Source organism: Pseudoxanthomonas sp. Root630, from assembly GCF_001427585.1.
Taxonomy (GTDB): domain Bacteria; phylum Pseudomonadota; class Gammaproteobacteria; order Xanthomonadales; family Xanthomonadaceae; genus Pseudoxanthomonas_A.
Genome location: NZ_LMGY01000012.1, coordinates 801905 through 824764 on the forward strand (window position 1 = coordinate 801905; position 22860 = coordinate 824764).

The window sequence follows — 22860 nt, forward strand, 5'->3', positions numbered from 1 at the left end:
CGGCGTCGTCGGAACAGGGCGTCCCGCGGGTGACCGGAAATTGAGACGCAGTTCGCATCGCGCCGTTCAGCCGAATGGCCCGTGGAGGCGTGGCTTGACAGTGCGCGCCGGGATAGGGGATATAAGCAGGCAACGCAGCGCGGCCAGTTCGTCAATGAAGCCGCGCGCGCATGGGGAAATCAGGTAATGACGCAGAATGAAGGCCAGGCCGGCGGACTCAACGGCCTACGGGTCATGGTGATCGATGACTCGAAAACCATCCGCCGCACCGCGGAAACCCTGCTTAAACGCGAGGGTTGCGAAGTGGTGACGGCGACGGACGGGTTCGAGGCGCTCGCCAAGATCGCCGACCAGCAGCCGCAGATCATCTTCGTGGACATCATGATGCCGCGCCTGGACGGCTATCAGACCTGCGCGCTCATCAAGAACAACCAGGTTTTCAAGTCCACGCCGGTCATCATGCTCTCGTCCAAGGACAGCCTGTTCGACAAGGCGCGCGGACGCATCGTCGGCTCGGAGCAGTACCTGACCAAGCCGTTCACGCGCGAGGAGCTCCTCGACGCCATCCGCGCCCACGTCAGCACCTGAGGGGCTGGCGGCATGGGGACCAATCGCACTGAGTGCACAGGGGGCGGGCCATGATCCGCACACCGTTCGACACGCTTGCCGAATATGAGCGCCGCAGCCTGGCGCATGCCGTGGTGCAGCCCGCGCGTGAGGTCGCGCAGGACCAGTACCGCGGCGTCGGCTACCGGGTGGGCAAGCGCCGGCTCATTTCCAACTTCGGGGAAGTGGTGGAAATCGTGCCGATGCCGCCGGTCACGCCGGTGCCGGGGGCGCAGCCGTGGCTGCTGGGGATCGGCAACCTGCGCGGCAACCTGTTCCCGGTCGTGGACCTGAAGCAGTTCCTCGAAGGCGAGCGCACCGTGCTGCACGAAGGCCAGCGCGTGCTGGTCATGCGGCAGTCCGGCGGCGACGTCGCGCTGACCATCGACGAGCTGTACGGCCAGCGCAGTTTCCACGAATCGCAGCAGGTCGAGCCGGGGGATCTGGCGGACGGCCGCTACGCGCATTTCATCGAGCGGGCATTCGCCAGCGACGATCAGCAATGGGGTGTATTCGCGCTGGGATTGCTCGCGCGCACGCCCGAGTTCCGCCAAGCCGCGCTCTGAGCGCGGACGACACGCTATTTTCCAGGGGTTGAAAAATGAGCACTGCGTCGGATTCTCCTAGCGCCAGCAAGATCGGCAGCTTCAGCAACAGCTTCTGGCTGGCGTTGCTGGCGCTCTCGGTGATCGTGTTCGGTGCGAACACGGGCGTGGCGACCTACAACGGAAGCCGCCTCTCCGGCGCCAGCACCGGCGCATCGGACATGCGCGTGCTCTCGCAGCAGCTGGCCAACCAGGGCCGTGAGGCGGTCGCCGGCAACGCGTCCGCGTTCAAGGCCTTCAAGGAAACCAAACAGTCCGTTGAAGCCACCGTGTCTGATCTTCAGGCCCGCTACGGTACCGATGGCACGATCTCCGGTCCGCTGGAGAAGCTGGCGACCACCTGGGCGCCGCTGGGCAAGAACGCCGACCAGATCATCGCCTCCGAAGCGGCCGTGCTGGCGCTGGCCGGCAATGCCGACCGCTTCGCCGCGCAGGTGCCTAGCCTGCAGGCGCAGTTGAACGAAGTCGTGCGCGCCATGTCGGCCGGCGGCGCGCCGTCCTCGCAGATCTACAGCGCCCTGCAGCAGGTCGTGCTGGCGGGCACCATGGCCCGCCGCGTGACGGAAATCCGCGCCGGTGGCGCCGGTGCCTCCACCGCGGGCGACGCGCTGGGCCGCGACGCCGTGCTGTTCGGCCAGGTGCTGGAAGGCCTGCGCAACGGCAACAACGAACTCGGCATCGCCGCCGTCCGCAACGGCGCCGCGCTGGCCGCGCTGCAGAACTCGCAGACGCTGTGGGCCACGATGAAGAAGGACCTGGACGCCATCCTCGCCAGCTCGCGCAACCTGTTCGCTGCGCAGGGCGCGGCGGCCGCGCTGACCAACGGCTCCGGCCAGATGCTCCAGGACAGCACCAACCTGTTCCAGGCGTTCTCGGCCTTCGGTTCGGTGCGCGACACGCGCCTGTTCCCCAACTTCTGGCTGGGCATCGCCTCCGGTGCCGCGGCGCTGGTCTCCATCATCGGCCTGTTGTATTCGTTGTACCGCACCCGCCAGCGCGAGCAGGAAGTGCGCTACCAGACGCAGGTGGAATACAACAGCCGCAACCAGCAGGCGATCATGCGGCTGCTGGACGAAATCAGCTCGCTGGGTGAAGGCGACCTGACGGTGAAGGCGTCGGTGACCGAAGACATGACCGGCGCCATCGCGGACGCCATCAACTACGCCGTGGACGAACTGCGCAACCTGGTGACGACGATCAACGACACCTCGGTGCAGGTGGCCGCGTCGACGCAGGAAACCCAGGCCACCGCGCTGCAGCTGGCCGAGGCCGCCGGCCACCAGGCCGACCAGATCACCACCGCGTCCGACCGCATCAGCGAGATCGCGACCAGCATCGACCAGGTGTCGAAGAACTCCACCGAGTCCGCCGAAGTGGCGCAGCGCTCGGTGCAGATCGCGACCGAGGGCGCGGGCGTGGTGCGCGAGACGATCCGCGGCATGGACCAGATCCGCGATCAGATCCAGGAAACCTCCAAGCGCATCAAGCGACTGGGCGAGTCCTCGCAGGAAATCGGCTCGGTCGTGGAACTGATCAACGACATTTCCGAGCAGACCAACATCCTGGCGTTGAACGCGGCCGTGCAGGCGGCCTCGGCCGGTGAAGCGGGCCGCGGCTTCGCGGTCGTGGCCGACGAAGTGCAGCGCCTCGCCGAACGTACCTCGGGCGCGACGCGCCGCATCGAATCGCTGGTGCAGACCATTCAGGCCGATACCAACGAGGCGGTCAGCTCGATGGAGCAGACGACGGCCGAAGTGGTCTCCGGTGCGCGGCTGGCCGAGGACGCGGGTACCGCGCTGGGCGAAATCGAGCGCGTGTCGAACGACCTCAACAACCTCATCAAGAACATCTCCTCGGCCGCACAGCAGCAGTCCACCGCGGCACTGGACATCACGCAGACGATGGGCGTGATCCGGCAGATCACCTCGCAGACCTCGCTGGGCGCCGGCCAGACCGCTGAATCGATCGGCCACCTGGCGCAGCTCGCGTCGGACCTGCGCCGTTCGGTCGCCGACTTCAAGCTGCCGGGCTGAGGACGGGACGTACCGCATGAACTTCCTACGCCATCCCGCCCACCCGCAGCGCGAGGCTGACGGTTCCGCCGTTGCCGCGGGGGTCCGCCGATGAGTGCGCTGCGCGAGGCCATGAGCCATGCCGTACTCGGCTGGGTGAAGCCCGAGCTGGACGAAACCCTGCGCCTGGTGCGCCAGGAGATCGAGTCCTTCGTCGAGGCGCCGGCCGACACCAGCCGCATGCGCTTCTGCGCCGGCTACCTGCACCAGGTGCAGGGCACGCTGCGCATGGTGGAGTTGTATGCCCCGGCGATGGTGGCCGAGGAACTGGAACTGCTCGCCAAGGCATTGCAGGACGGCGGGGTGGGCGATCGCGACGATGCCTGCGCCACGCTGATGCGCGGTGCCGTGCTGCTGCCGGACTACCTGGAGCGGCTGCAGGAAGGACATCGCGACATCCCGATCGTGCTGCTGCCGCTGCTCAACGAGATCCGCGCGGCGCGCGGCGCGTCGGGCCTCAACGAAAGCATGCTGTTCCCGCCGGGTTCCCGCGATGACGCGACGCCCAGCGAGGCCGAGATCGACCATGCGCGCAGCAGCCTGAGTGGCCGCAACCGCGAACTGCTCGATACCGTCGGCAACGCGGTGAAGGAAGAGCTGTTGCGGGTGAAGGACGCGCTCGATCTGCACCTGCGCACCGGCAATGCCGCCAACGAACTCGAACCGCAGGTCGCCGAGCTCGGCAACGTGGCCGACACGCTCGGCATGATGGGCCTGGGCGTGGCGCGCGATGTGGTCATGCAGCAGCGCGACACGCTGCGCGATGTCGTGGCGGGCAGCCGTCCGGCGGACGAAGGCACGCTGCTGGATGTCGCGGGCGCGCTGCTGTACGTGGACGCTTCGCTGGACGACCAGGTCGCCCGCCTCGGCAGCGCCGGCGACGCCGCCCCCGATCCGAATGCCGCCGAGTCCCAACGTACCGTCGAAGTGCTGGCCCAGGAGGCCATCATCAACTTCGCCGGCGCGCGCGAACGCTTCGTCGCGTTCATCGAAACCAACTGGGACCACGGCGAACTGGCCGACGTCCCGCGCCTGCTCGACGAAGTCGCGGGCGCGCTGCGCATGCTCGAACTGGGCCAGGCCGGCGACTACGTGGTCGGCGTGCGCCGGTACGTCAGCGGCGAACTGATCGGCAAGAAGCGCGTGCCCGGCGGCCAGCAGCTGGACACGCTGGCCGACGCGATGGCCAGCCTCGAGTACTACCTGGAAGCGCTGCGCGAGCGCCGCCCCAATCGCGAGGACATCCTCGAGATCACCCGTGGCAGCCTGGAAGCGTTGCGCTACTGGCCGCTGCCGCCGGAAGCGGCAACGGCCGTCGAACCGGAGATCGCGGCGGTCGCCGCGGTGCCCGCCGTCGAGCCGGTGGCCGTGCAGGTCGCCGAGCCCGCATCGGTCGAAACGGCGACGGAAGATGCAGGCGCATCGAACTTCGGCGAGCTGACACTGGAGCCCGTCGATGCCGCGCCGGCGCTGGCCGACGCGAACCCCTTCGATCCGGTCGGTTTCGAGGAAACCGGCGCGGATGTCGAAGCCACGACCTTCGTCGTCGAACTGGAAGACGAAGCGGCCGCCCAGCCGCCGGTGGACGCGCCCATCGAGATCGAGGTACAGGCCGCCCTCGAGGACGCTGCACCCGCCACGCCGGTCGAAGTGGAAGACGAAGCGCTACCGGACCTGCGGCACGAGATTTCGGCGGCAGCCGCTGCATTGCCGGTCGCCACGGTGATCGGTGGCTTCGACAGCGATGCCACCGACATCGACGACGAGATCCGCGAGGTCTTCCTCGAGGAGTTCGACGAAGAGATCGTCAACCTTCGCCAACTGCTGCCTACCTGGCGCAGCAACCCGGAGGACCTGGAGCGCCTGCGGCCGATCCGTCGCGTGTTCCACACGCTGAAGGGCAGCGGCCGCCTGGTCGGCGCGAAGACGCTGGGCGAGTTCAGCTGGAAAGTCGAGAACATGCTCAACCGCGTGCTGGACCGCACGCGAGAGCCGAGCCATGCCGTCGAAGCGCTGCTGGAACTGGTGTGCGATGCATTGCCGCAGCTCAACGCCGCGTTGCGTGGCCAGGGCAGCGTGACGGCCGACCTGGCCGGGCTGCAGGACGTCGCGGACCGTCTCGCCGCAGGCGAAGAGGCGTACTACAGCGCCCAGCCGACCGTCGTGGACGAGGATGCCGAGTTCGCCGAGCCCGCGCCCGTCGCGCCCGCCACGCCGGCGATCGAGGACGTGCCCGCGGTGTTCGAGCCGGAGACCGAAGGCACGCCCGCATCCGTCGATGCCGTGCTGCGCGAGATCCTGGAGGTCGAGGTCGACAACCACCTCGACACGGTCGATACTTGGCTGCTGAAGGCGCAGGTCGACGCGGTGCCGGTGACCGAGGAACTGTTGCGTGCCGTGCACACGATGAACGGTGCGTTGGCGATGGCCGATGTCCCGGAGATCACCGGCGTCACCTCGGCGGCCGAGCAGTACGTGAAGCGCTTGCTGGCGTCGGGCGAAACGCCGACGCCGGAAGGCGTGTCCGCCATCGCCGATACCGCGCAGGCGATCCGTCGCAGCGTGGCCGCGCTGCAGGCGCCTTCGCCGCGCATCCCCGTATTCGCCGCGCTCGCCGGCCAGCTGGTCGCGCTGCGCGACAGCCTGCCCGAGCAGCGCCAGGGTGCGCAGATCGTCGACGATGCGCGCCAGGGCACCTATGTCGAGCAGATGCCGACGATCGCGCCGCCCGTCGCGCCGACCGATATCGAACTGGCCGCGCTTGACCTGTCGGCGTACCTGGACGACACCGCGCACGGCGCCGGTGGCGACCTGGTGCCCGATGTCGCCGCGGCCGATCGCGCCGAGCAGGCCACGACCGCGGATACCGGGTCGCCGTCGCCGTTGCCGTCGCCGTCGTCGCCGGAAGTGACGTTCTACGACATCGACTACCGCATCCTGCCGCGCACGCATGGGGGCGCGACGGACGTCGCAGCCGGAACCACCGATGCGGAAGACGCCGCCGCCGTTACCGGCGATGCGGCCGTCGCGTCGACACCCGACGAGGAGGCCATCGACGATGCGCTGGTCGTCGATGCCGACCTGCCTACGTTCCTGTCCGATGCGGTCGAGCCCGCCACCGATACGGTTGCGCCGGTCGAGGAAGCCGCCGTCGAAACCGCGCCGGTGGAAGCCGCTACCGTTGAGGAGGTCGTGGTCGAAGAGGCCGACGCCCTCGATTCGATCACGGTCGAGGATGTGGCGATCGAAACGCCCACCACCGGGCAGGCCGCTGTCGAGCCTGCGGACGTGGAGGAGATCGCGGTCGAGGAGATCGTGCTCGAGGCCACCGGCGAGGCTCCTGCGTCCGTCGAGGACGTGGTTGTTGCCGAGGCAGCGGCCGAGGACGTCGCCGTCGAGCACGTTGCTGTCGAAGCGACGACCGTCGAAGAAACTGACGTCGAAGCCGCGGCCATCGAAGAAACGGCCATCGAAGAAACGGTCGCCGAAGAAACGGTCGCCGAAGTGCTGCCCGTCGAAGAAGCCGCCGCCGAGGACGTCGCTGTCGAGGATGCCGTCGAGGCGTCCGTCGATACGCTGGATGCCAGCGAACCCGCCGAGCCTGAAGTCGTCGCCTCCGCCGAAGCCGAGGAGTCTGCCGTGACCAGTGCGCCTGCCGACATGCCGGAGCCGGAGGAGGCCCTCGACCTGACCGGTCTGGACCTGGATCTGGTGGAGATCTTCATCGAGGAAGGCAACGACCTGCTCGACCACTCCGACGATCTGCTGGCCAGGCTGCGGGAGACCCCGGAAGACCGCACGCTGCTCATCAGCCTGCAACGCGACCTGCACACCTTGAAGGGCGGCGCGCGCATGGCGGGCATCCATGCCGTCGGCGACCTGGGCCACGCGATCGAATCGATGCTGGAATCCATCGTCGGCCAGCGCACCGAGCTGGACCGTCGCGCGATCCAACTGCTGGAGCGCGGCTTCGACACGCTGCACGGGCAGCTGGCACGCGTCACCGCCCGTCGCGCAGTGACCATCCCCGACGGGATGATCGCCGAGTTCAACGCCCGCGCCCGCGGCATCGAGCTGCCGGACGCACCGGCAACGAACGATGCGCCGGTCGCGCCGGTGGACTTGGCGCCGCTGTCGGCACCGATCGAGACCGATCTGACGGCCCACGTGGAGGAAGAATTCTTCCCGATGGGCCAGCAGGAACAGGTGCGCGTCCGCGCCGACCTGCTGGACCGCCTGGTCAACCACGCCGGCGAAGTCGCCATCTACCGCGCACGCCTGGAGCAGCAGCTCGGCGCGTTCCGCGGCGCGATGGCCGAGCTGGACCGCACCAACATCCGTCTGCACGACCAGCTGCGTCGCCTCGACCTGGAAACGGAAGCGCAGATCGTCGCCCGCTACCAGCGCGAGCACGAGAAGCAGGACCCGACGTTCGATCCGCTCGAGCTGGACCGCTTCTCCACGCTGCAACAGCTCAGCCGCGCGCTGGCCGAATCGGCCGCCGACATCAGCGGCCTGCAGGGCGTGCTGGACGACCTGTCGCGCCAGTACGACAGCCTGCTGCAGCAGCAGTCGCGGGTCAGTTCGGAACTGCAGGACGGCTTGATGCGTGCGCGCATGGTGCCGTTCGAAGGCATCGTGCCGCGCCTGCGTCGCGTGCTGCGCCAGGCCGGTACCGATACCCACAAGCAGGTCAACCTGCAGCTGTCGGGTACCCACGGCGAAATGGATCGCAATGTGCTGGAGCGCATGACCGCGCCGCTGGAGCACCTGCTGCGCAATTCCGTGGCGCATGGCCTGGAATCGCCCAAGGACCGCCGCAAGGCGGGCAAGGCGGAAGAGGGCACCGTGCAGGTCGCGTTGCGCCGGGAAGGTTCGGAAATGGTGCTGGTCGTCTCCGACGACGGCGCCGGCCTCGACCGCGGCGCGATCCGTCGTCGCGCCGAACAGCGCGGAATCATCCAGCCCGGCGCCACGCTGGCCGACGCCGACCTCGACCGCCTGATCCTGGAATCCGGCTTCAGCACCTACGACAAGGTCAGCCAGCTGGCCGGCCGCGGCGTGGGCATGGACGTGGTCCACAACGAAGTCCGCCAGCTCGGTGGTTCGCTGGATATCGCGTCCACGCCGGGCAAGGGCGCCGTCTTCACTCTGCGCTTGCCGCAGACGCTGGCGGTCACCCAGGCGGTGTTCGTGCAGATCGGCGAGGCCCAGTTCGCCGTGCCGGTCGCTGCGGTCAGCGGCATCGGCCGCATCAGCCACGCGCGCTTCAACGCCGGTGCCGGTACCTACCACTACGCCGGCGAAGACTATCCGCTGTACAACCTCGGCCACCTCGTGGGCCACAGCCCCGCGAAGGCGGAAGGCCAGGCGCAGGTGCCGCTGCTGCTGGTGCGTGCGGGTGACCTGCGCGCCGCCGTCGCCGTGGACCAGGTGCTGGGCAACCGCGAAATCGTGGTCAAGCCGGTGGGCCCGCAGATCGCGTCCATCCAGGGCATCTATGGCGCGACCATCACCGGCGACGGCAGCGTCGTGGTGATCCTGGACGCCGCCCCGCTGGTGCGCCGCCACCTGGCCCAGCCCGCGCAGCCGGCGCAGCCGACCACGGCCGTCGAGCAGCGGCGCGTGCCGCTGGTGATGGTGGTGGACGACTCGCTGACGATGCGCAAGGTGACCAGCCGCGTGCTGGAGCGCCACAACTTCGAGGTCGCCGCCGCGCGCGATGGCGTCGAGGCGCTGGAGAAGCTCGAGGAGCGTGTTCCCGACCTGATGCTGCTGGACATCGAGATGCCGCGCATGGACGGCTACGAACTGGCGACGGCGATGAAGGCCGACCCGCGCTTCAAGGACGTGCCCATCGTGATGATCACGTCGCGTACCGGCGACAAGCATCGCCAGCGCGCGTTCGACATCGGCGTGCAGCGCTACCTCGGCAAGCCGTACCAGGAACTCGACCTGCTGCGTAACGTCTACGACCTGCTGGGAATCGCCCGTGTCCGTGAGTGAAGCCAAGCGCGTTGCCCTGTTGGCCCGCCCGGGCGAGGCGCGCGAGCGCCTGCGGGTGGCCCTGCACGAAGCCGGCGCCGACATCGTGCTGGAAGACGATCCGAATACGCTCGACGCCGACGCGCTGGGCAGCAGTGCGCCCCAGGTGGTGCTGGTCGCGCTGGAGCCGGCGATCGAGGACAGCCTCGAACGCTTCGATGGCGTGCTGCACGACCCCGCGGTCTCGGTGATCTTCGATGAGGCCGAACTGGCCGCCCGCCGCCAGGGCTGGGAAGCGCAGCGCTGGGCCCGCCATCTGGCGGCCAAGCTGCACGGCCACCAGGATGTGCTGCCGCCGGGCCGCGAGGAAGAAGTGAGCCTGCAGCTCGAACCAGGCCTGCCGGTCACGCCGGCGCAGCTGCACCAGGATGCAGAGATTTCGCTGCACCTGGAGGAAGCGGCCGACATCGCCCAGGAACTACCGCGCGACGATTTCGCTTACACCGGCGGACTGGCGGCACGGCAGATCGACGACGCCGTGATCGATGCGGACGACTGGCTGCGCAACACTTCGCAGGCGACCGCGCCCGCCGCCGACGTGCCGCCGCCGCTCCCGCCGCCGCTGCCCGAACCCGCTGCAACCACGCCGCCACCGCTGCCGGCGCCGAAGTTCGACCTGTCCTCGCTCTCGCTGGAACCGCTGGACGCGACAGGCGGCAAGACCGGCGAGCGCGTGCAGGGCGCGGTGCTGGTGTTCGCCGGCATCGGCGGTCCCGACGCCGTGCGCAAGCTGCTGGCGGAACTTCCCGATGGCTTCCCCAAGCCGCTGCTGGTGCACCTGCGCCTGGATGGCGGTCGTTACGACAACCTCGTGCGGCAGATGGAGCGCGTGGCGCACATGCCGGTCGCATTGGCGGAAGCGGGTACGCCCGCCGAGCCGGGCCACATCTACGTGATGCCCGGCGATGTCGTGCCGCTGGTCGACGCGGGCGTGGTGAGTTTCCGCCCCGGCGCCGTCATCCACACGATGATCCCGCAATTGCCTGCCGCCGACAGCGCGGTGCTGCTGCTCAGCGGCAGCGATACCGCGCTGGTCGAGCCGGTCGCCGCGCTCGCCGCACAGGGTGCGCTGGTGCTCGGCCAGTCGCAGGACGGCTGCTACGACCCGGCCGCGCCGCGCGCGCTGGCCGCCCGCGGCGCTGAGCTGGGCACGCCCGCGCAGCTCGCCCAGCGCCTGACCGACCGCTGGTTCTGAGGAACACACGATGGCCCATTCCAACGACGAAATCCGCGGCGTCCTGATCCAGGCCGGCGAGTACCGCCTCCTGTTGCCCAACGCCACCATCGCCGAAGTGCTGACGCGCGCGCCGGTCGAACCCATCGCTGGCATGCCGGACTGGCTGCCCGGCCAGATCGACTGGCACGGGTGGCCGGTGCCGCTGGTGGCCTTCGGTCGCCTGAGCGGCAACCCGAACGACCCGGTCGCGCTCAACAGCAAGATCGTGGTGCTGAAGGCGTTGAGCGGCGACAAGGACCGTCCGTACTTCGCTCTGTTGACGCCGTCGTTCCCGCGCCTGGTGTCGGTGCCGCGCGATGGCCTGCTGGCCGACGCGACGGAGGAAGAGCTGCCGGTCGGCGTCAAGGTCCGCGTGCTGCTCGGCGACGAAGCCGCCGTGCTGCCTGACCTGGAAATCGTCGAAACGATGATCGGCGACGCGCTGGCCAACGCGGCCTGAGGTAGCGCTACCCGGCGTGGGCCTCGGCCCGCCGCCACCCTTTGCGGATGGATCCTCCGGCCGCGGCCCGTCGAACCCGATGCGGTGCGATGGCGGGCTGGAGCCCGCCCTACAGGTCGCCGAAACGCGACTGCAGCGCCGCGATGGCGGCCAATCCGGCGGTTTCCGTGCGCAGGATGCGCGGCCCCAACCGCAACCCGATGAACCCTGCCGCCGACAGGATCTCCCGGTCGCGCGGCGACCAGCCGCCTTCGGGACCGATGGCCACCACCACGCGCGCCGCGACCTGTACGGTCGCCAGCGACACGTCGCCGGTGGGGTCGAGGGTCAGCCGCGTGGCCTCGCCGTCGATACCGCGTGCAGCGTCGTTGAGCGCCGCAGGCGCGGCCAGCGTCGGCAACCGCGCGCGACCGCTCTGTTCGCAGGCGGAGGCGATGACGCTGCGCCAGTGCGCCACGCGCTTCTCCGCACGCTCCGCATCCAGCTTCACCTCGGTGCGCTCCGCCATGACGGGAATGACGGCGGCGACGCCCAACTCCGTCGCCTTCTGCAGGATCAGGTCCATCTTCTCGCCGCGCGCGATCCCCTGCAGCAGGGTGACGTGCAGTGGAGACTCGGTGTCCACCACGCGCGCGCCCTGGAGTTCCGCGACGACCTCGCGCTTGCTGATCGCCTCGATGCGGGCGTCGTAGTCATTGCCATCGCCGTTGAACAGCACGCAGGCATCGCCCTCGCGCAGGCGCAGCACACGGGCAAGATGGTTGGCGGTCACCTCCGGCAGCGCGATGCGCGCGCCGGGGCGCAGCGGCAGATCCACGTAACAGCGGGTCAGGCGCATGCGGTGGCCTCGTCGATGGCATGGCGGGTGACGTCGGCGAGATGCTGCAGGTCGCCGGGTTCCACGCAATAGGGCGGCATCCAGTACAGCACGTCGCCCAGCGGGCGCAGTACCACGCCCCGGTCCAGTGCGGCGCGGTAGGCCTTCAGGCCGACGCGCGCGGCGGCGGGGAAGGGCGTGGCCTTGTCGCCGTCCCGGGTGAGTTCGAACGCCAGCATCATCCCGGCCTGGCGCACGTCGGCGACATGACGATGCGCGGCCAGCGGTTCGGCGAGCGCGGCCATCGCGCGTGCCGTCGCGCGGTTGCGCGCGAGGATGTCGTCGTCGCGGAAAATGTCCAGCGACGCGAGCGCCGCCGCGCACGCCAGCGGATTGCCGGTGTAGCTGTGCGAATGCAGGAAGGCGCGTTCCCGCGAATCGTCCAGGAAACCGTCGTAGAGCGCCTGCGTCGCCAGCACCGCCGCCAGCGGCATGAAGCCGCCGGTCAGCCCTTTCGACAGGCACAGCAGGTCGGGCATCACGCCGCTCTGCTCGCTGGCGAACAGCGTGCCGGTGCGGCCGAAGCCGACCGCGATCTCGTCGGCGATCAGGAATGCGCCGCTCGCGTCGCAGAGCTCGCGCACGCGCGTCAGGTAATCCGGGTGGTGCATGCGCATGCCGCCCGCGCACTGGACGCGCGGTTCGACGATGACCGCGCAGATCTCGCCGGCGTGCTGGTCGAGCAGCGCGGCCAGCTTGTCGGCGGCGCGCGCCGCGCAGTCTGCGGGCGATTCACCGTCCTGGGCCAGGAACGCATCGGGCGAGGGTGCGAACACGGCCTCGGTGAGCAGGGGTGCGTACACGCGGCGGTACAGCGGAATATCGCCCACCGCCAGCGCACCGAGGGTTTCGCCGTGGTAGCCGTTCTCCAGCGCGATGAACCGGGTGCGCCGGTGTTCGCCACGGTTATGGAACCAGTGGAAGGCCATCTTCAGTGCGACTTCCACGCCCGCCGAGCCGTTGTCGGCGTAGAACACCTTCGCCAGCGGCGCGCGGCCCGGTTGGCGCGGGGCGAGGGCCAGCAGGCGCTCGGCCAGTTCCACTGCCGGCGCATGGGTGAAGCCGGCCAGCATCACCTGTTCCAGCGCGCCCGCCTGGGCGGCGATGGCGGCCCCGATGCGCGGCTCGGCATGGCCGAACAGGTTCGTCCACCAGCTGCTGACCGCGTCCAGGTAGCGCGCGCCGTCGTGGCCGACCAGCCACGCCCCTTCGCCGCGCGCGATCGGCACCAGCGGCAAGGTGTGCGGGTGTTCACGCATCTGGGTGCAGGGGTGCCACACCACCGACAGGTCGCGGGCACGCCAATGGTCCGCCTCTGTTAGCATGCTGGCTTGATGATCCGTTTGTCGCATCCCCCCATGATATCGGCCCCCGCCCCCTGCCGTCGCTGCGCCTCGCGCACCTGGCGCGGATGCCGTTTCTCCGCATGAGCCGCCTGCCGATCATCCACGGGATCACCCAGCGCACCGACGGGCCGGACCGCCATGTCGAGGAGTTGGACCTGGAGTTCAGCAACGGCGAGCGTCGTCGCTACCACCGGTTGCGCTCGCAGGGCCACGGCGCCGTGGTCGTGGTGCCGATGCGCGACGACGACACGGTGCTGCTCGTGCGCGAGTACGCCGCTGGCATGCACCGCTACGAACTGGGCCTGGTGAAGGGCCGCATCGACGCCGGCGAGACGCCTGAGCAGGCCGCCGACCGTGAACTGAAGGAAGAAGCCGGCTTCGGCGCGCAACGGCTGGACGTGTTGCGCAGCCTGACCCTGGCGCCCACCTACATGAGCCACCAGTCCTGGCTGGTGGTGGCAAGAGACCTGTACCCCGAGCGCTTGCCGGGGGATGAACCCGAGGAGTTGGAAGTAGTGCCCTGGAAGTTGCAAGACCTCGACCAGCTGATGCTGCGCGAGGATTTTTCGGAAGGCCGTTCGCTTGCGGCGTTGTTCATCGCCCGCGAATGGTTGAAAGAGCGGACATGAGCCGCATGACCGCAGACCTGCACGAAGCCGTCATCGTCATCGCCCGCGAAGCGGGCCAGGCCATCATGGCCGTGTACGAGGGCGTCATCGATGTGCAGCGCAAGAACGACGACAGCCCGCTGACCGCCGCCGACATGGCCGCGCACCGCGTCATCACCGATGGCCTGCGCCGCCTGACGCCCCAATGGCCGGTGCTGTCGGAAGAAGCCTCGGACATCCCCTGGGCCGAACGCAGCCAGTGGCCGACGTATTGGCTGGTGGATCCGCTGGATGGCACGCGCGAGTTCATCAAGCGCAATGGCGAGTTCACCGTCAACATCGCGCTGATCGAACAGAACGAACCCATCTTCGGCGTCGTGCACGCGCCGGTGACCGGCGAGACCTGGCACGCGCGGCAGGGCCGCAACGCGTATCGCCGCGTCGGCGACGTGGATACGCAGATCCGCACGCGTTCGCCCGCCACCGCGCCGCTGAAGGTCGCGGCCAGCCGCTCGCACCGCGATGCACGCACGCAGGCCTTCCTCGACGCCATGGGCGGCATCGAGGAAATGTCGCTGGGTTCGTCGCTGAAGTTCTGCCGCATCGCCGAAGGCACGCTGGACGTCTATCCGCGTTTCGGCCCGACCAGCGAGTGGGATACCGCCGCAGCCCAGTGCGTGTTGGAAGCCGCGGGCGGCGCGCTGCTGGCGCCGGATGGCCGCGCGTTCCGCTACAACCGCCGCGAGACGTTGCTCAACGGCGACTTCGTCGCGATGGGCGACATGACGCTGCCGTGGCGCACATGGCTGGCCGGCGCGCTCGGGGACGAGCATGGACACGTCCTCAGCGCCTGAGCCGGGCATCGCGCGGCTGCTGGCCATCATGGCCCGTCTGCGCGACCCCGACGGCGGCTGCCCATGGGACCTCGAGCAGGATTTCTCCACGATCGCGCCGTACACGGTCGAAGAGGCCTACGAAGTGGCCGATGCGATCGACCGCGGCGACCTGCCCGCGTTGAAGGATGAGCTGGGCGACCTGCTGCTGCAGGTCGTGTTCCATGCGCAGATGGCGCAGGAGCAGGGTGCCTTCGCGTTCGATGACGTCGTCACGGCCATCTGCGACAAGATGGTGCGCCGGCATCCGCACGTGTTCGGCGATGCTTCCTTCGCCGATGCGGAAGCGCAGACGGTCAACTGGGAAGCGATCAAGGCGGCCGAGCGCAAGGCGGCGGGGGAAGAAGATGCGTCCGCGCTGGCCGGCGTATCGCGCGGGCTGCCGGAATGGCAGCGCGCGGTGAAGCTGCAGTCGCGCGCGGCGCGCGTGGGCTTCGACTGGCCCGGCACCGCACCGGTGATCGACAAGCTGCACGAAGAGATCGACGAAGTCCGCGTCGAACTCGCCGCCGCACCGTCGCCCGAGCGGGACGCGCGGCTGGAAGACGAGATCGGTGACCTGCTGTTCGTCGCCGCCAATCTCGCACGGCACGCGAAGGTGGACGTGGGCGGCGCACTGCGCCGGGCCAATCTGAAATTCGAACGCCGCTTCCGCGCCATGGAAGCGATCGCCGCCGCCGAGGGCACCACGATGTCCGCCCTGGACCTGGAGGCGCAGGAAGCGTTGTGGGCGCGGGTGAAGCGACAGGGCTTGTAGGAGGGGCTTCCGCCCCGACCGCACAAGGCATCGGGGCGGAAGCCCCTCCTACAGGGGTCCCATGAAAACCTTGCTGCTCTTCCTGCTGACCGCGCTGGCCGAGATCGTCGGCTGCTACCTGCCGTACCTGTGGCTGCGCAAGGCGGGGAGCGTCTGGCTGCTGGTGCCGGCGGCGGCGAGCCTGGCGCTGTTCGCCTGGTTGCTGACGCTGCACCCCACGGCCTCGGGCCGCGTCTACGCCGCCTACGGCGGCGTCTACGTCACGATGGCGATCGGCTGGCTATGGGCGGTGGAGGCGGTGAAGCCGACGCGTTGGGACCTGCTGGGCGCCGGCTTGTGCCTGGCCGGCATGGCGGTGATCATGTTCGCGCCACGCGCCGCCTGACCCTGTGGGAGGGGACATGAGCCGCTTCGCCAGCTTCCGCGAGTTCTATCCGTTCTACCTCAACGAACACAGCAACCGCATCTCGCGGCGCCTGCACTTCATCGGCAGCTGCGGCGTGCTGGCCCTGCTGGTGCTGGCCATCGTCGAACGCAACGCGTGGTGGCTGCTCGCCGCGCTGTTCTGTGGGTACGGTTTCGCCTGGGTCGGCCATTTCTTCTTCGAGAAGAACCGGCCCGCGACCTTCAAGCATCCGTTCTATTCCTTCGCCGGCGATTGGGTGATGTTCAAGGACATCCTCACTGGGAAGATCCGGTTCTGAGCGGCGCATGAGCCGCGTCGTCCGGCACGCCGTCCGCGCCGTCGCGCTGCTGGTCGGGGTGCCGTTGGCCGGGCTGCTCGCGTATGACCTGGTGGCGGTCCGGCCGCATGTGGCCGAAATCAAGGCGCTCCTGGTGCATGCCGACAGTCAGGATGCATCGCCGCCGCCGTTGATCCGCGATCTGATCGACGCCAGCGTGGGGTCGCCGGCGCCATCAGTGGCCCGGATGGCGGTCCACCGATTCCATGCTCCGCAGTCCGCGATAAGCGGGCATGCCAGGACCGCGCTCTGGCGGCTCCTGCTTCCCCTGCATGTCAGCGACGAAGAAATGTACGGGCTCTATGCGTCCCAGGCTTACAACGGTGTCGACACCGGCCTGGATCGTCTTGCGCGACGCGAGCACGGCAAGCCCCTCGATGCGCTGTCGCCCATCGAGGCGGCGCGCACCGTTGCCATCCTCAAGGGGCCTTCCTACATGCTGAGGGACAGACAGCGGCTGGAGACGCACGCCGAGAGGCTGATAGCCCGAGCCGGCTACGCCCCTTGAGCGGCGTCGTCACCCTTCATTCGTAGAACATCAGGAATGCCGCGCCCACGATCAGGGCGAAGGCAGCGTAGTGGTTCCACTTCAGGGGCTGGCCCAGGTACCAGGTGCTGAAGCCGGCGAAGACCAGCAGGGTCAGGATCTCCTGGATCGTCTTCAGCTGGACCACCGAATAGACCGCGCTGCCCATCCGGTTGGCCGGGACCATCAGGGTGTATTCGAAGAAGGCGATGCCCCAGCTGGCCAGGATCACCACGAACAAGGGCGAGGACTTGTACTTCAGGTGCCCGTACCAGGCGAAGGTCATGAAGACGTTGGAGGCCAGCAGCAGGAACAGGGGCAGGACGCGTTCGATCATGGGGGGCGGTCTGGGGAGGGATGGCGAAGCCTAATCCCAACTGCCGGCTGAATGCAGCCGCGGTCTTCACATGGCGTCTACCGGTGTACCGGTAGCTTCACAAACCTGAAGCTTTTAGAAGGAGCCGTCATGCGACACAGTCAGGAAACCGCAGGTCTCGTGCTGGTGGTGGAAGACAACCGCAACATCTCCGAGATGATCGGGGAGTACCTGGAAGGGCGCGGATTCGAGGTCGACTACGCCACCGACGGACTGGACGGCTACCGCCTGGCCGTGGAAAACAGCTATGACGTGCTGGTCCTGGACCTGATGCTGCCGCGCCTGGATGGCATGGAAGTCTGCAAGCGCCTTCGCAACGAAGCGCGCAAGTCCACGCCGGTGCTGATGCTGACCGCGCGCGACACCCTGGACGACAAGCTCACCGGCCTCAGCTCCGGTGCCGACGACTACCTGACCAAGCCTTTCGCGATCCAGGAGCTGGAAGCCCGCCTGCGCGCCCTGATCCGCCGCGAGCGCCGCCAGGTGGGTGCCGAGGTGCTGAAGGTCGCCGACCTGGTGCTGGACCCGGTGAGCATGCGCGCCACCCGTGGCGGCACCGAGCTGATGCTCTCTCCCATCGGCCTGCGCCTGCTGACGATCCTGATGCGCGAGTCGCCGCGCGTGGTGACCCGCCAGGAAATCGAACGCGAGATCTGGGGCAATGGGCTGCCGGATTCGGACACGCTGCGCAGTCACCTGTACAACCTGCGCAAGGTCATCGACAAGCCATTCGACAAGCCGCTGTTGCATACCGTGCAGAGCGCGGGCTACCGCATCGCCGACATCGGCTGACCCGGGCGTCGGCGCGCGGCATACTCCGCCCTTCGCCCGACGACACGCCGATGCGCCACGGACTGCCCCGCAAGCTCAGGATCGCCTTCATCCTGCAGGCCGTCATGGTCAGCCTGGCCATCGTGCTGGGCGTGTACCTGATCTCCGCGGTGATCAAGCACAGCCTGATGAACACCGCGCTGCAGGAAGAGGCCACCCATTTCTGGGAGCTCTACAGCGCCTCCACCGCGCAGCCGCCGCCGAACACCCACAACCTGCGCGGCTATCTGGTGCTCAAGGGGCACTCGAACCTGGTGCTGCCGGAGAACCTGCGCGAGCTGAAGCCCGGCTTCCACGAACTCAAGGCCGACGACCTGCTGGTGCTGGTGGACGAACAGCCGGCCGGTCGCCTCTACCTGGTGTTCCTGCGTTCGCAGGCGGAGCGGCTGGCGTTCTACTTCGGCACCGTGCCCATCATCATGACGCTGGTGGCGATCTACCTGGTGTCGTGGCTGACCTATCGCGCGTCCAAGCGGCTGGTGTCGCCGGTCAGCTGGCTGGCGCGGCAGGTGGCCGAATGGGATCCGCGCCGTCCCGACGTCAGCGGCCTGGCCCCTGATCGCCTGCCCAACGACGTGCAGGGCGAAGCCCGCCAGCTGGCCTCCGCCCTGCATGGGCTGGCCCAGCGCGTCACCGCGCACATCGCGCGCGAGCGCGATTTCACCCGTGACGCCAGCCATGAGCTGCGCACGCCACTGACGGTGATCCGGGTGGCCACCGACATGGGCATGGCCGAGGACTCCCCGCCGCGGGTCGCGCGCGCGCTGCAACGCATCCAGCGTGCCGGCCGCGACATGGAGGCGGTGATCGATGCCTTCCTCATCCTCGCCCGCGAGGCCGAGGTCGAGCCGCAGAGCGAGGACTTCGACGTGGCGGACATCGTCATGGACGAGGCCGAGAACGCGCGCGCGCTGCTGCTCAACAAGCCGGTGGACCTGGAAGTGACCCTGCACGCCCGGCCGCGCCTGCACGCGCCGCCCCGGGTGTTCCAGGTGGTGGTCAGCAACCTGCTGCGCAACGCCTGCGCCTATACCGACCGGGGCCGGATCGACGTGATCCTGGAGCCCGACCGGGTGATCGTGCGCGATACCGGCATCGGCATGTCGGCCGAATCGATGGTCCGGGTCTTCGAGCCCTTCTACCGCGCCGACCCCAACCGCCCCCACGGCAGCGGGCTCGGCCTGTCCATCGTCAGCCGCCTGTGCGACCGGTTCGGCTGGAAGATCGAGCTCGACAGCGAGCTGGGACGCGGCACGACAGCGACGATCCGCTTCGTTCCGTAATCTATACGGGAACTGACTGGCGCCAGGGGCTGTCAACGCCGCGGCCCCCGGCGCGTTCTTGTCCCCGATTCCCCACCTTCCGAGCCGACTCACTGCATGAGCCAGCCTGCACGTTCCTCCCTCCGCAAGAAGTCCATCGTCCCCAACGTCCTGCTCGGCATCGCCGTCGTCGCCATCCTTGGCGGTGGCGCCTGGTGGTGGACCAGCCGCAAGGGCGATGCCGCGGAGAGCGCCTACCGCACCGCCACCGTCGAGCGCGGCGACATCCGCGTGGCCATCTCGGCCACCGGCACGCTCAGCGCCATCTCCACCGTCACCGTCGGCAGCCAGATCTCCGGCCAGGTGACCGACGTGCTGGTCGACTACAACAGCGAGGTCAAGAAGGGCGAGGTGCTTGCGCGCATCGACCCCAGCACCTACGAGGCGCAGATCGCGCAGGGCAATGCGCAGATCGCCAACGCGCAGGCCAACCTCAAGCAGGCGCAGGCCACGCTGGCCAACGCCGAGCTCGACTACACCCGCAAGGCCGACCTGGGCAAGCAGAAGCTGGTCGCGCAGAGCGACGTGGACCTGGCCCGCGCGGCGCGCGACCAGGCGCGCGCGCAGGTCAACGCCTCCCAGGCGTCGATCCGCCAGCAGACCGCTTCAACGCAGACGACCCGGGTCAACCTGGACCGCACGGTGATCCGCTCGCCGGTGGATGGCGTGGTGCTGACGCGCTCCATCGAACCCGGCCAGACCGTGGCCGCGAGCCTGCAGGCGCCGGAGCTGTTCACCATCGCCGAAGACCTCTCGAAGATGAAGATCGAGCTGGCCGTCGACGAGGCCGACATCGGCCAGGTCAAGGTCGGCCAGAACGTGTCCTTCACCGTCGATGCCTTCGCCGACCGCCAGTTCCGCGGCGAGGTGCAGCAGGTGCGGCTGTCGGCCACCACCACCAACAACGTGGTGACCTATCCGGTGGTCGTCAGCGTGGACAACACCGACGGCACGCTGCTGCCGGGGCTGACCGTCAATGCCGAAATCGAGGTCAGCAAGCGCGACAACATCCTGAAGATCTCCAATGCCGCGCTGCGCTACAAGCCGACCGGCGAGGAGGCCACCGCCACCGCTACCGCCACGCAGGCGCCGCAGGGCGGCCAGAACCGTGGCAGCGGCATCAGCGACGACCTGGTGCGCGTGGCCGGCGACCTGCAGCTCAAGCCCGAACAGCAGGCCGCCTTCGACGCCGCGCTTGCCGCGCTGCGCGAACGCCAGGCCGCGCGCATGGCGCAGGCGCAGCAGCGCGGTGGCGCCAGCATGTTCGGCGGCGGTCCCGGCGGCGGGCCGCGCACGGGCGGCAACAGCAGTGGCGGTGGCGCCATGCAGGCGCAGATCCGCCAGCGCATGGCCGAACGCATGCAGCAGGACTTCGCGCCGTTCCGCGCCACGCTCGACGACGCGCAGAAGCAGCGCTGGGACGGTGAGCTGCGCACGCTGCTGGGCGCCAAGCGTGCGCCGGTCTACACGCTGGTCAACGGCAAGCCGGAGATCGTGCAGGTCCGCATCGGCGCCAGCGACGGCACCAGCACCGAGGTGTCCGGCGGCGTGAAGGAAGGCGACGTCGTGGTCGTGGGCGAGCGCGCGAAGGAATGAGCACGCCGTCCCCGACCACCGGCGACCGCGTGCCGGTCATCCAGACGCACACGCTGGGCAAGGTCTATTCCGCGGGCACCGAAGCCGAGGTGATCGCGCTGACCGGCGTCGACATGCGCGTGGATCGCGGCGACTTCGTGGCGATCATGGGCCCGTCCGGCTCGGGCAAGTCGACGCTGATGAACCTGATCGGCTGCCTCGACACGCCCACCGAGGGCCGCTACCTGTGCGACGGGATCGACGTCGCCACGCTCGACGCGGAGCAGTTGGCGATCCTGCGCCGCGAGAAGATCGGCTTCGTGTTCCAGGGCTTCCACCTGCTGCCGCGCATGACCGCGCTGGAGAACGTGGCCATGCCGCTGGGCTATGCACAGGTGCCACCGGGCGAGCGCACCGAGCGCGCGCGCCAGGCGCTGGCCGCGGTCGGCCTGGCCGAGCGTGCGGGCCATCGTCCCAACGAACTGTCCGGCGGCCAGCAACAGCGCGTGGCGATCGCGCGCGCGCTGATCAACCAGCCCCCGATCCTGCTGGCCGACGAGCCCACCGGCGCACTCGACAGCAAGACCGGCGAAGAGATCCTGTCCCTGTTCAAGCGTCTGCGCGATGACGGCCACACGGTCATCCTGATCACCCACGACGCCGAAGTCGCTGCGCATGCCGACCGCATCCTGGTGATGCGCGACGGCGAACTGCACGAAGACCTCGAGCACGCCGGAGGCCGCCCATGAAGTTTTCCGACATCCTGCGCACCGCATTGCATGCACTGCGCGGCAACTGGATGCGCAGCGCGCTGACCTCGCTGGGCGTGATCATCGGCATCGCCGCCGTGATCGTGATGGTGTCGGTGGGCCAGGGCACGCAGGCCGAGATCGACAAGCTGGTCTCCGGCCTCGGCTCGCAGCGCCTGGACATCAGCCCGGGTGCGGGCCGTGGCCCCGGCGGCGGTGGCGTACGCATGAGTTCGAGCAGCTTCTACACGCTGAAGGAAAGCGACGTGGATGCGATCCGCAACGAGATCCCGGAAGTGCAATACGTGGCGGGCGCGTTGCGTGGCAACACCCAGATCGTTTTCGCCGAGAACAACGCCTCGACCAGCTGGCAGGGCGTGCAGGCCGATTTCTTCGACATCAACAGCTGGGTGATCGCCAACGGCGAAGGCTTCGACGCGCAGGACTACTCCAGCGCCAGCAAGGTGGTCATCCTCGGCGAAACCGTGCGCCGCACGCTGTTCGGCGAAGACAGCGGCGTCGGCCAGACCGTGCGCCTGGGTCGCGTGCCGTTCACCGTGGTCGGCACGCTGGCACCGAAAGGGCAGGGCGGCTTCGGCCAGGACCAGGACGACGTGATGATGGTGCCGCTGGAAACCGCGCGCCGCCGCCTGATGGGCTCGATGGGGCTGCCGCCGGGCGCCGTGCAGCAGGTCGCGCTCACCGTGGCCGACGCCAAGGACCTGAGCTACGTGCAGGGCGAAGTGGAGGCGCTGCTGCGCCAGCGGCACAAGATCAATCCGGGCGAAGAGGACGACTTCAACGTCCGCAACATCTCGGAGATCGTCGCCACGCGCACGGCCACGACCAAGCTGATGTCGCTGTTGCTGGGCGCGGTGGCCACCATCTCGCTGATCGTCGGCGGCATCGGCATCATGAACATCATGCTGGTGTCGGTGACCGAACGCATCCGCGAAATCGGCCTGCGCATGGCCGTCGGCGCGGGGCCCAGCGACGTGCGAAGGCAGTTCCTCGCCGAAGCCATGCTGTTGTCGCTGGGCGGCGGCGTGCTGGGCATCGTCATCGGCGTCGTCGGCGCCTTGCTGGTCGGCAACTTCAGCGAGTTGCCGGTGGCCTTGAACGGACAGGTCATCGGTCTCGCCGCCGGGTTCTCGATCGCGACCGGCCTGTTCTTCGGCTACTACCCCGCGCGCAAGGCGTCGCAGCTGGACCCGATCGAGGCACTCCGTTCTCAGTAGTCCGGAGTATGCTGG

The 22860-nt window shown here is 68.8% G+C and carries 20 protein-coding genes; 17 read left to right on the plus strand and 3 right to left on the minus strand.

The window, feature by feature from the left end; translation table 11 throughout:
• The first annotated feature begins 186 nt into the window (after positions 1 to 186).
• The 6 genes from ASD72_RS09695 (at position 187) to ASD72_RS09720 (ending at position 11004) form a co-directional block, all read left to right on the plus strand.
• Entirely contained in the window at positions 187 to 588 is a 402-nt protein-coding gene (locus ASD72_RS09695) for a response regulator (RefSeq protein WP_056879689.1), read from the plus strand.
• 53 nt (positions 589 to 641) lie between these two features.
• Entirely contained in the window at positions 642 to 1172 is a 531-nt protein-coding gene (locus ASD72_RS09700; RefSeq protein WP_056879859.1) for a chemotaxis protein CheW, read from the plus strand.
• Positions 1173 to 1207: 35 nt separating this feature from the next.
• Positions 1208 to 3244, plus strand: coding sequence for a methyl-accepting chemotaxis protein (locus ASD72_RS09705; protein WP_056879690.1), 2037 nt, complete (start codon positions 1208 to 1210; stop codon positions 3242 to 3244).
• Between the two features lie 90 nt (positions 3245 to 3334).
• On the plus strand, positions 3335 to 9289 hold the full coding sequence (locus ASD72_RS09710) for an Hpt domain-containing protein (protein ID WP_056879691.1): 5955 nt from the start codon (positions 3335 to 3337) through the stop codon (positions 9287 to 9289).
• On the plus strand, positions 9276 to 10523 hold the full coding sequence (locus tag ASD72_RS09715) for a chemotaxis protein CheB (protein ID WP_056879692.1): 1248 nt from the start codon (positions 9276 to 9278) through the stop codon (positions 10521 to 10523). Before ASD72_RS09710 ends, ASD72_RS09715 begins: the two co-directional genes overlap by 14 nt.
• A gap of 10 nt (positions 10524 to 10533) precedes the next feature.
• On the plus strand, positions 10534 to 11004 hold the full coding sequence (locus ASD72_RS09720; protein WP_056879693.1) for a chemotaxis protein CheW: 471 nt from the start codon (positions 10534 to 10536) through the stop codon (positions 11002 to 11004).
• Between the two features lie 109 nt (positions 11005 to 11113).
• Here ASD72_RS09720 and ASD72_RS09725 read toward each other — a convergent pair whose 3' ends face one another.
• Both ASD72_RS09725 and bioA read right to left on the minus strand, forming a co-directional pair.
• Positions 11114 to 11842, minus strand: coding sequence for a 16S rRNA (uracil(1498)-N(3))-methyltransferase (locus ASD72_RS09725; RefSeq protein WP_056879694.1), 729 nt, complete (start codon positions 11840 to 11842; stop codon positions 11114 to 11116).
• Entirely contained in the window at positions 11833 to 13233 is a 1401-nt protein-coding gene (gene bioA / locus ASD72_RS09730) for an adenosylmethionine--8-amino-7-oxononanoate transaminase (RefSeq protein ID WP_056879695.1), read from the minus strand. The genes ASD72_RS09725 and bioA overlap by 10 nt, the downstream gene beginning before the upstream one ends.
• A 74-nt stretch (positions 13234 to 13307) precedes the next feature.
• Between bioA and nudE the strand changes: the two genes are divergently transcribed.
• The 6 genes from nudE (at position 13308) to ASD72_RS09760 (ending at position 16736) form a co-directional block, all read left to right on the plus strand.
• Positions 13308 to 13856, plus strand: coding sequence for an ADP compounds hydrolase NudE (nudE, locus tag ASD72_RS09735; RefSeq protein ID WP_056879696.1), 549 nt, complete (start codon positions 13308 to 13310; stop codon positions 13854 to 13856).
• Entirely contained in the window at positions 13853 to 14689 is an 837-nt protein-coding gene (gene cysQ / locus ASD72_RS09740) for a 3'(2'),5'-bisphosphate nucleotidase CysQ (RefSeq protein ID WP_056879697.1), read from the plus strand. Before nudE ends, cysQ begins: the two co-directional genes overlap by 4 nt.
• Positions 14667 to 15485: a nucleoside triphosphate pyrophosphohydrolase gene (gene mazG / locus ASD72_RS09745; protein ID WP_081420251.1), complete on the plus strand. Its 819-nt coding sequence runs from the start codon at positions 14667 to 14669 to the stop codon at positions 15483 to 15485. The genes cysQ and mazG overlap by 23 nt, the downstream gene beginning before the upstream one ends.
• Before the next feature lie 61 nt (positions 15486 to 15546).
• Positions 15547 to 15870: a YnfA family protein gene (locus tag ASD72_RS09750; protein ID WP_056879698.1), complete on the plus strand. Its 324-nt coding sequence runs from the start codon at positions 15547 to 15549 to the stop codon at positions 15868 to 15870.
• Between the two features lie 16 nt (positions 15871 to 15886).
• Positions 15887 to 16189: a DUF962 domain-containing protein gene (locus tag ASD72_RS09755; RefSeq protein WP_056879699.1), complete on the plus strand. Its 303-nt coding sequence runs from the start codon at positions 15887 to 15889 to the stop codon at positions 16187 to 16189.
• Positions 16190 to 16196: 7 nt separating this feature from the next.
• On the plus strand, positions 16197 to 16736 hold the full coding sequence (locus ASD72_RS09760; RefSeq protein WP_056879700.1) for a hypothetical protein: 540 nt from the start codon (positions 16197 to 16199) through the stop codon (positions 16734 to 16736).
• 16 nt (positions 16737 to 16752) lie between these two features.
• Here the strand turns inward: ASD72_RS09760 and ASD72_RS09765 are convergent, their stop codons facing one another.
• Positions 16753 to 17091, minus strand: coding sequence for a DMT family protein (locus tag ASD72_RS09765; protein ID WP_056879701.1), 339 nt, complete (start codon positions 17089 to 17091; stop codon positions 16753 to 16755).
• Between the two features lie 129 nt (positions 17092 to 17220).
• Here ASD72_RS09765 and ASD72_RS09770 point away from each other — a divergent pair, with 129 nt between their 5' ends.
• From ASD72_RS09770 to ASD72_RS09790, 5 genes are all read left to right on the plus strand, one after another.
• Complete coding sequence (locus ASD72_RS09770; RefSeq protein WP_056879702.1) at positions 17221 to 17922, plus strand: response regulator transcription factor; 702 nt, start codon at positions 17221 to 17223, stop codon at positions 17920 to 17922.
• A gap of 50 nt (positions 17923 to 17972) precedes the next feature.
• Positions 17973 to 19244, plus strand: coding sequence for a HAMP domain-containing sensor histidine kinase (locus ASD72_RS09775; RefSeq protein WP_056879703.1), 1272 nt, complete (start codon positions 17973 to 17975; stop codon positions 19242 to 19244).
• Between the two features lie 96 nt (positions 19245 to 19340).
• The gene (locus ASD72_RS09780; protein ID WP_056879704.1) at positions 19341 to 20879 is read left to right on the plus strand and encodes an efflux RND transporter periplasmic adaptor subunit; all 1539 of its coding nucleotides are present in this window, start codon (positions 19341 to 19343) and stop codon (positions 20877 to 20879) included.
• Positions 20876 to 21607 carry an ABC transporter ATP-binding protein gene (locus ASD72_RS09785; protein ID WP_056879705.1) on the plus strand — a complete coding sequence of 244 codons (732 nt, stop codon included), beginning with the start codon at positions 20876 to 20878 and terminating at the stop codon, positions 21605 to 21607. The genes ASD72_RS09780 and ASD72_RS09785 overlap by 4 nt, the downstream gene beginning before the upstream one ends.
• Complete coding sequence (locus tag ASD72_RS09790; RefSeq protein WP_056879706.1) at positions 21604 to 22845, plus strand: ABC transporter permease; 1242 nt, start codon at positions 21604 to 21606, stop codon at positions 22843 to 22845. Before ASD72_RS09785 ends, ASD72_RS09790 begins: the two co-directional genes overlap by 4 nt.
• The last annotated feature ends 15 nt before the right edge of the window (positions 22846 to 22860 follow it).